Source organism: Mycobacterium sp. KBS0706, from assembly GCF_005938675.2.
GTDB lineage: Bacteria > Pseudomonadota > Alphaproteobacteria > DSM-16000 > Inquilinaceae > Inquilinus.
In genome coordinates this window covers 1-9,546 of sequence record NZ_VCCH02000164.1, presented here as the reverse complement: position 1 = coordinate 9,546, position 9,546 = coordinate 1, and the positions used below count along the sequence as shown (strand labels likewise).

Annotated in this window: 6 protein-coding genes; 5 read left to right on the top strand and 1 reads right to left on the bottom strand. The window is 64.5% G+C overall.

All coding sequences use genetic code 11. The annotated features are described in order from the left end of the window. The first annotated feature begins 749 nt into the window (after positions 1-749). The 5 genes from FFK22_RS39470 to FFK22_RS39450 all read left to right on the top strand — a co-directional run bounded on the left by FFK22_RS39470 (position 750) and on the right by FFK22_RS39450 (position 9,219). A complete protein-coding gene (locus FFK22_RS39470; RefSeq protein WP_138892729.1) occupies positions 750-4,313 on the top strand; it encodes a DUF5801 repeats-in-toxin domain-containing protein in 3,564 nt (1,187 codons plus the stop codon). Positions 4,314-4,387: 74 nt separating this feature from the next. Further along, on the top strand, positions 4,388-6,145 hold the full coding sequence (locus FFK22_RS39465) for a type I secretion system permease/ATPase (RefSeq protein ID WP_221939216.1): 1,758 nt from the start codon (positions 4,388-4,390) through the stop codon (positions 6,143-6,145). 5 nt (positions 6,146-6,150) lie between these two features. Then, positions 6,151-7,605 carry an HlyD family type I secretion periplasmic adaptor subunit gene (locus FFK22_RS39460; protein ID WP_221939215.1) on the top strand — a complete coding sequence of 485 codons (1,455 nt, stop codon included), beginning with the start codon at positions 6,151-6,153 and terminating at the stop codon, positions 7,603-7,605. 749 nt (positions 7,606-8,354) lie between these two features. After that, on the top strand, positions 8,355-8,651 hold the full coding sequence (locus tag FFK22_RS39455) for a GYD domain-containing protein (protein WP_138892728.1): 297 nt from the start codon (positions 8,355-8,357) through the stop codon (positions 8,649-8,651). 289 nt (positions 8,652-8,940) lie between these two features. Further along, the gene (locus FFK22_RS39450; protein ID WP_186002914.1) at positions 8,941-9,219 is read left to right on the top strand and encodes a hypothetical protein; all 279 of its coding nucleotides are present in this window, start codon (positions 8,941-8,943) and stop codon (positions 9,217-9,219) included. An 18-nt stretch (positions 9,220-9,237) separates the two neighbouring features. Here the strand turns inward: FFK22_RS39450 and FFK22_RS39445 are convergent. Then, a partial coding sequence (locus tag FFK22_RS39445) for a DUF4158 domain-containing protein (protein ID WP_143956936.1) occupies positions 9,238-9,546 on the bottom strand: 309 nt, incomplete at its 5' end.

The window sequence follows — 9,546 nt, the reverse complement described above, 5'->3', positions numbered from 1 at the left end:
AACCAGTCATATCCTGAGGCTCCCCGAAGCGGACGCCACCGTGGCCGCCTGATCGATCTGGCCTCCGCCGGAGACCGCGGTGTTCTCTTCACCACGGCCACCCCACCTCCGGACACATTGTAGGAAATTCGAATAGCAATATCGAACCTTTGATCGAAGGATCTTATGATCCGAAGGTATGCGATCAGCAACTTTCGTAGGATGGATCTCCCGCTTCTAGAGAATTTCCTTTCACGAGATTGCCGTCATCGCTTGGGAATATCTTTCTCTTTGTTACAGATATTTAATAATTTATAATTGTGCGCAATTTTCGTTCCAGTGAATCATTCTCTGGCTGTTTTCTGGGCTGGGAGTGGTTTCACGCACCATCGACGCGACGGGTGGACTCGGTGTCAACCTTCGGCGGTGCAACTGACTGGTGTAATGCTGGCGGCGGACGGAGGAAGTCCGCAGAGCTTGTGTCCAGGCTGACCATTATCGTCGACAGCTCCCCCCTACCCGATCACGGTCGAGAGAACGCATCTCGACCGCCAAACACGCCTCTGCGGATCAATTCGACCTGCCTTCCGCTGTCGAAGCGCCGGGGATCCTGCCACCGGAAATGCCCACATGGCAGAGCGCCGGGGGGCGCGGCGGCCTAGCTGCGGCCCCGGCGCCTCGTATCCCGCAAGCTTCGCTTAACAGCGGCCACGGCCCGCGGCGTCAGGGCCGACTTGGCTCGCCAAATCACACGAATGGGGAGGACGACCATGGCGATCACCTTTATTCTCAACGACGAGGCCGTCAACGACCAGACCACCGGGCTGCAAACCGGCGACAGCGGCGATGGCTTTATCGACACCGATGTGGCGTATTCCTCCCTGTCGGCTTCGTTCCGGACCTATCTCGAGACCACTCTCGGGCTGAATCCCGCGTTCCCGACCAGCGTCGGCGTCGCGACCAAGACGAACTCGGTGACCGTCAATGCTTCGTCCGGCAGCCTGCTGACCGACATCAAGTTCACCGACGGGAGCGGCGGCGTTCTCGACGGCGACGACAGCGGGCTCGACACCGTCGATGGCCGGAGCATCCTGCTCTTTGCCGATGGCGACGACACCGTGATCGGCCGCTATGACAGCGACGGCAACGGCAGTGCCGACGCGATCGCCTTCGTCATCTTCAAGCAGGACGTCCTCAACGCCGGCGCCACCAGCGCCCAGGTGACCTTCAACGTCGTCACCTACGCGCCGATCTTCCATGGCGACAGCACCGATCCGGACGATGCCGTCAATCTCGGCAACACCCTCAAGCTCACGGCGAGCGAGAAGACCGCCTTCAGCTTCGCCGGCACGCCTTCGGGCAACCACCTCTTCACCATGGTCGCCTCGGGCAGTACCGGCCTGGTGGTCACGCCCGATACCGAGGTGCTGAAGCTCTTCATCTCCCAAGGCGGCGGGCCGACCACCCTCGGCGTTTTCAATCAGATGATCGACCCGGGCGAGACGATGGTCTTCACCTTCGTCACCAGCCCGAACACCAACTTCACCGTGCCCAACCTGAGCCAGGGCGAGGCGGATGCCGAGACCAACATCCTGTTCGGCGGCCTCAACACGATCATCGGCGGATCGGTCTCGATCTCGCAGACCCAAGGCAACGACCCGGCCGGGTTCAGGCTGACCGCCCTCAACACACAGGGCGACGGCAGCGCCACCGAGCCGACCGGCGACGGCTTCATCAACGGCTACACCAATGATCCGATCGCCGCCATCTCCGAAGTCCGGGTGTTCAATGCATCCGGCACCCTCCTGCTCACCGCCACGGGCGACGTCACCACCCCTGTCAACGGCATCACCGTGGACTTCCTCGCCAGCGGCGAGGTCGAGCTCCGCGGCCTCCAGGACGACTATAAGGTCGAATACGACGCCGCCTCTCACGAGCGACTCAAGGTCACCGGTGTCCAGGGCAAGTTCGACATCGGCGGCATCGGCGTCGAGACCGCCGGCACTCAGTCGGCGTTCGTCGGCCAGCAGATCGTGATCGAGGACGACGGGCCGACGGCGGCGATCGTGCAGGGCGCACCGGTGGTCGCGCATGACGAGACCGCCGGGGTGCAGGCGGATGCGAACGACACCACCGCGGCGGGCGTGGTGGCGCTGTTTGCCGGTGTCGCCAATGTCAGCACCGATCTGAGCCCGACCGGCTACGCGCAAAACGCGAGCCCTGTGGTGAGTTCGACAGGAAGCTCGTTCGGTACCGACTTGGGTGGGACGACGGCGTTCTCCCTTGCTGTGTCTGCGGCGGGGGTGGATTCCGGCCTCGACACGACCAACGGCACGAGCATCTTCCTGTTCAAGGAAGGCAGCCTGGTGGTCGGCCGCATTGGCGGCGCCGCCGGGCAGGCGGCCTTCGCCGTTGCGATCAACAGCACGACCGGCGTGGTCAGCGTGGCGCAGTACACCTCGCTGCTCCATCCGAATGCCACCAACCCCGACGACACGGTGTCGATCACCGACAGCGCGCTGCAGGCGGTGGTGACGGTCACCGACGGCGACGGCGACGCGGCCACGGCCTCGACCGGCATCGGCGATGCGGTGCGGTTCCAGGACGACGGGCCGACGGCGGCGATCGTGCAGGGTGCCGCCACAGTGGCGCATGACGAGACCGCCGGGGTCCAGGCGGATGCCGACGACACCACCGCGGCGGGGGTGGTGGCGCTGTTCGCCGGTGTCGCCAATGTCAGCATCGATCTGAGCCCGACCGGCTACGCGCAGGACGCGAGCCCCGTGGTGAGCTCGACAGGGAGCTCGTTTGGCGCGGATCAGGAGGGCGCCACGACGGCGTTCTCCCTCGCTGTGTCTGCGGCGGGGGTGGATTGCGGCCTCGACACGACCAACGGTACGAGCATCTTCCTGTTCAAGGAAGGCAGCCTGGTGGTCGGCCGCATCGGCGGCGCCGCCGGGCAGGCGGCCTTCGCCGTCGCGATCAACAGCACGACCGGCGTGGTCAGCGTCGCGCAGTACGCCTCGCTGTTCCATCCGAATGCCACCAACCCCGACGACACGGTGTCGATCACCGACAGCGCGCTGCAGGCGGTGGTGACGGTCACCGACGGCGACGGCGACGCGGCCACGGCCTCGACCGGCATCGGCGATGCCGTGCAGTTCCAGGACGACGGACCGGCCATCGGTCCCATCAGCGATGGGCTCGTGGACTTCGCCGCTGGTGATTCCGTGACCAACCCGCTCAGTGGGGTGGTCGGAGCGGATAACCCGGCAACCTTCAGCGTCATCAGCTCCCCGGCGACATTGACGATACTCGATGGCACGTCCGGGGAGTTGACCCTGCTCAGAGACATCACAGGCAACGGGACGACCGTCACCTATTTCCAGGATGTCGATAGCAGTGGAACACACACGGCGGGCGACATCGATTTCTTCAGGCTGAGCTTGTCCGGTGGGAACTATACCTTCGACGTCCTCCACGATCCTCCGGCCGCGGAGCTGCAGTTCGGCTTCGCCGGAGCGCCATCGGGCAGCAACCTGTTCATTATCTTCGGCGATACAGCCTCCGCTCAGATCGTGGTGATCGGCGAGGATCCGCTGAATCAATCCCAAGGCGGGAACATCAACACCAAGGACGTGCTCAACATCAGTCAAGCCGGCAGCACCACCTCCTTCGGCGTCAACGGCAACCAGATCAACCCCGATGAGGGCGCGTTCATCACCTACGTCACCGGCACGAACACGAACTTCCTCGTGCCCAATCTGGACCAGAACGAGGCCGATATCGAAGCCAACATCGCCTTCACCGGCGTGTTCAATGCGACCGCGGCGTCCTTTACCGTCAACCAGACCAATCCGGGCAAAGGACCCGTCACCGTCAAGATCTCCGCCTTCAATACCGCGGCCGAACCGGGGGCGAATTTCGTCGACGGGCTCACCAACGATACGCACGTCAACATCACAGCGGGCTCGGTCGTCAACTTCGTGGTCAGCGGCGAGTCAACGCCGGTCGCCACGGTCAACGCCGACGGCACCTTGACGATCACCGGCCTGACCAGCGGCGACCTGGTGAGGTGGACGACGAGTGGAACCCACGACCGCGTCCTGATCCAGAACATCAGCAATGCGGACGGCATTGCCGGCAACGACAACAACACTTTCGATATCGGCGGCTTCGGCCTGTTCCGGTCGCAGCCGGCACCCGACGAGAAGCTCGATTTCACCGTCCAAATCGCCGACGCCGACGGCGACACCGCCAATGACAGCTTCTCCATCGGCATCGATGGGACCGGGCTGTTCGACGACAACCACGTGGACGGCGTCATCGCCTGAACGGCTCACGCCGGCTGTGCGCGCTTCGGGGCGCACAGCCGGCGGAGCGACCGATTGCCTTGTCGAACAGTGCCATGGCCATGCCGAGCCCAGATCCTCCCCTCACCGCCGTCATGGCTGTGATCCGGCGCCAAGCGCCTGCGCTGATCGGGTTCAGCCTTCTTGCCAACCTGCTGTTGCTGGTCAGCGCGATCTATATGCTGCAGGTCTACGACCGGGTGCTGTCGAGCAGTTCGCTCGACACGCTGGTATGGCTGACCGTGATGGCGCTTACCGCCATCGCCATCTACGGCCTCCTCGAGCAGGCGCGCCGGCTGATTCTCGGCCGCATCGGCACCTGGCTGGAAAGCGAGCTGAGCGGGGCGGTGATCCGTCGCGCAATGGCGGCGCGGCTCGCCGGCACCGGCGTCGAGGCCGGGCTGAAGGACGTGGCCGACCTGCGCGGCTTCATCGCCGGCGACGGCATCCTGGCCTTTCTCGACGCCCCCTGGACGCCGATCTTCATCGCCTTCATCTGGCTGGCGCATCCTGCCCTCGGGGGGCTGGCCACCATCGGCGCGCTGGTCCTGTTCCTGGCCGCGCTGGCCAACGATCTCCTGACCCGGGCGCAGCAGCAAACGGCCACCGCCTCGCTTCGGCGCAGCCAGTTGGCGGCCCAGCAATATGTCGACGGCGCGGAGACCCTGAGCCCGCTCGGCATGACCGGCACCATTCTCGCGCAATGGCAGGAGCAGCAGCGTCGGATCAGCAGCGAGCAGCGGCGTCTGGCCGAGATGACGGCTGCGATCCTGAACGCCTCCCGGGCCGTGCGGCTCGCGCTGCAGATCATGATCCTGGGCCTCGGCGCGTACTATGTGCTGGAGGGGCAGCTGACCTCGGGCGGCATGATCGCCGCCTCCATCATCCTGAGCCGGGCCCTCGCACCGATCGAGCGCTCGATCGGCGCATGGCGCCGCATGGTCGATGCGCGCGCCGCCCGGCGCAACCTCGCCCGCCTCTTCGAAGCCCTGCCTCCCGAGGCCGGATCCGTCCGCCTGCCCCGCCCCTCGGGCAGGCTCGTCGTGCAGAACCTGCACTATGCCGCGCCGCGGTCGGGAGACCCCATTCTCCGGAATCTCTCGTTCGACATCGAGCCCGGGCGGACCTGCGCGATCATCGGACCGTCGGGCTCCGGCAAGTCGACCCTCTGCCGACTGCTTGTCGGCGCGTGGAAGCCCAGCCACGGCCATGTGCGGCTCGACGGGGCCGAGATCTTCGCCTGGGATCCGGAGGATCTGGGGCAGTATCTCGGCTATCTGCCGCAGCAGGTGGAGCTGTTTCCCGGCACTGTCGCCGAGAACATCGCGCGGCTTGGCCCGGTCGACAGCGCCAAGGTCATCGTGGCGGCACAGCTGGCGGGCGTTCATGAGATGATCCTTCGGCTGCCGGCCGGCTACGAGACCGATGTCGGCCAGCATGGCGGTCGGATCTCCCTGGGCCAGCGGCAACGGCTGGGCCTGGCGCGCGCCCTGTTCGGCGAACCGTCCCTCATCGTCCTCGACGAGCCGAACTCGAACCTGGACAGCGAGGGCGACCAGGCGCTGATCCGCGCCCTCGCCCATCTGAAACAGCAGGGCCGGACGGTGCTCATCGTCACCCATCAGACCGCGGCGCTGCAGGCGGCCGACAAGATCCTGATGCTGGCGGAGGGCACTGTCGCGGCGTTCGGCGACCGCGATACGGTCCTGGCCACGATCGCGAGCGGACGCCGCCGGACCGTCGCCGCATCGGCTATTGCAGGCCCGGCGGAACTCACGCCGGTCGTGCGGCCGACGCTGGTATCCTCGGAGTAGCGATCATGTGGGAGCTGGCTCTCGAACAGTGGCAGAAGCTTCTCTCGACGCTCAACTCCGCGGATATTCCGGAGATGGCGGTCCGCATCGCGGCCCCGGTCCTCGCATGCGCCATGCTCCTCCTATTGTGGTTTGCGCTCCGGAGGCGCCGCGCCACCACTGTCGACGCGGCGTCTCTGGCGCGCATGACGCGCGGCCCGCGCCTGCTGGGCTATGGGGCCCTGCTGTTGCTGACGGCCGGCTTCGGCAGCTGGTCGGTGACGGCACCCCTGGCCGGCGCCGCCATTGCCCCCGGTGTCGTCAGCCCCGATGGGCACCGCAAGACCATCCAGCATCTCGAGGGCGGGATCATCCGGGGTATCCACGTGCGGGAAGGCGACTTCGTCGTTGCCGGCGCCACCCTGGTGACGCTCGAGGATGTCCAGGCCCGGGCGAAATATGAGGAGATCCGCGAGCGCTATACCCACGTCCTGGCGGTCAAGGCCCGGCTCAACGCCGAAGCGATCGATGCCCGGGAGATCGACTTCCCGCCGGAGCTGGTGGCCCTGGGAAGCGGCGAGACCGAGCATGCGATGGCCGGCCAGGAGGCCCTGCTTCGCAGTCGTCGGGCGACCTTCCAGGGCAAGGAACGGATCCTCAGCCAGCGCGTGAAGCAACTGGATGAGGAGATCACTGGACTGCGCCAGATGATTGCCGCCCAGGACGCGCAACTGGCGCTGCTCGACCAGGAGATCGCAGGAGTGCAGGAGCTCTACGACAAGGGGCTTGAGCGCCTGCCGCGCCTGCTCGCGCTCCAACGCGCCAGTGCCGACATCGGCGGGGAGCAGGCGGAGAACCGCGCGAAGATCGCGCGCAACGGGCAGGAGATCGGCGAAACCGAGATGCAGCTGCTGACCATGCGTCAGCAGCAAAGGGAGGACGTCGACGAGGAACTGACGAAGGTCGGGGCCGAGCTGGCAGAGTTGCGCAGCCAGTTTCCCTCCCGGGAGGATATCCTCACCCGGACCACCATTCAGGCCCCGATCTCCGGAACCGTCATGAATGTGCGCATCACGACCGCCACGGGCGTGATCAGGCCGGGCGAGCCCATTCTCGACATTGTGCCGACAGAGGCCAAGCTGATCATCGACGCGCAGATCAAGCCGACGGACATCGACGTGGTGCGACCCGGCATGAAAGCCCGAGTCCTGCTGACAGTCTATCGGCAGCGGACCCTCCCCCAGATCCATGGCACGCTCCGCTCGATCTCGGCCGACCGGCTGGTCGAGGACAAGTCGGGGACCGCATACTATCTGGCCAAGGTGGAGGTCGATCCATCAGAGCTGAGCCGGCTCGACGGGGTCAGGCTGATCGCGGGAATGCCGACCGAGGTGATGATCCTGACCGGCGAGCGGACCCTCCTGGACTACCTTCTGCGCCCTTTGCTCGACTCGATCACCAAGAGCTTCCGCGAAAGCTGAACCGCCGCCTGCTTTGAAGCCCGGGTCGGCGGCGATGCCTCGATCAGCGCGCTGATTGCCGCGTGCAGAGCCGGCAGGGTGATCGGCTTGCAGAGGACAGCTTCCGCCGGGCATGCGTTCATCGGCTGATCACAATCGGCGGTCACAAAGCAGAACGGTATCCGTCGGCGCCGAAGAACCTCCGCCACCCGACGGACGCGCGGCCCGCGCTGCAGCCGGACGTCCAAGAGCGCTCGTGCAACATGAGGAGGGCGCCTTTGCCACGAGCCCGCATAGGCATAATATGCATGACATTTTATCAAAATATAACTAGTATTACATGCAAGTCTTTTGGGAACCAATCTAAGATAGGGAAGCAATCAATGGAATATGTCTCCAGATAGGATCGAGCCGGAATAGCGCCGCCTTGTGCCGCGTATTTCGGATATTTTTCTGTGCCAGCATCGAGTGACTGATTTGTGTCGGCTGCGATGGGGGCGCAAATCTGACGTCGTGTGGCGCGCAAGTTCAATGGGCGGCTGGCGCCGGCTGACCTTAGCCCACTGCTGGTCGCGGCGAGATGCCCCGTTTCGGGCATTGCATCGAATTGATCGCGCCATGGCTGGACACATGAGTTCCAAACAGCGTCGATATCGCCTCGTCCGGCGTTGACGCGCCTATGGCAGTATCGGATCAGACAGATCAATAAGCACCAACCCCGGCGGAAAGAACGAGAAAGTCAATCAGCTCACCTAACCAGGGAGATCATCATGCCTGCTTATTGTCTTCTTCTCAACTTCACGGATCAGGGTATCCGCACCATCCGCGATGGCGCCAAGCGTATCGATGCCGGAAGAGAATTGGCCCGCAGCCTCGGTGTCGAGTTTGGAGACTTGCACGTCTGCATGGGTCCGTACGATGTCATGATCCATCTGGAAGCACCCAACGACGAGGCGGTTGCGAGGTTCGTGCTTGCCGTCGGTTCGCGTGGAAACGTTCGAACCACCACGATGAAAACTTTCACGGAGCAGGAATATCGCAAAATTCTAGTCGATCTTCCGGAATAATGATCGTCCCGGCGAGACCATTCCGGGTCGCGTTGTTCTCTGCCCCTTTGGCGCCCACAAGACGCGATGGCGCTCCTATCTCGATGCGGCACAGCCTTTCAAAGTCACCTACGATCAACCAGTCGGCACTGTGTCGCATCAGGACCTGCAATCGAGATGTCACGCGCAATAGCGTCCTATAATATTTGAGACGAGACATCTCAACCGTTGGGTTTTGGAAACAATACCGACCCCCGGATGTGGCGGTATCCTTCTGGTTTATGGGACAAGTTTTGGAGACCGGTCGGGAATGTTCAAGATGCTTTTGCTCGTCTGCGCGACCGCCTTGTCGCCAGGAGATTGTCAAACCGATACGGCAATCGACGTCATTCAAGGGCCGGTGACGGCCAGCGCCGCTGCCTGTGCATTCCAGGGACAAGCCGAGGTTGCGAACACGGCTCTGCCGATCCGGCCAGGCGAAACCTATTTGAAGGTGCGGTGCACGCGGACGATTGCCGCGGCGCATCCGCACGTTGCGCCCGAGATCGGCGCTCGGGGAGTCGGTGCGGCCACGGCCCTGCATCGGTAATCCGAGCCAGCCCGGTACTCAATCCACCATCAACGGCATGTCGGCCCGCCCCGATGCCCGCAGCCCGAGCCGCAGCGCCACTTCCTTGGCATGTTCGAGGCGGGTCGGCCGACGGCGGGCATAGTCGCGGTAGACCTCAGCCGTGACGGCAAGCTGCATCGCGAGATAGCGCAGCATCTCGTCCGGGACCAGCTCCTGGACCCGCAGGCCGAAGCCGGGATGCCGCAGCAAGCGGAGAGGGTTTGTCACGTTGTCGAGCGTGGCCGCGATGGGCCGGCATCCGCCAAGCTCAGGCCGGCATGCCAGCCGCATCCCGCATGCCGCAAT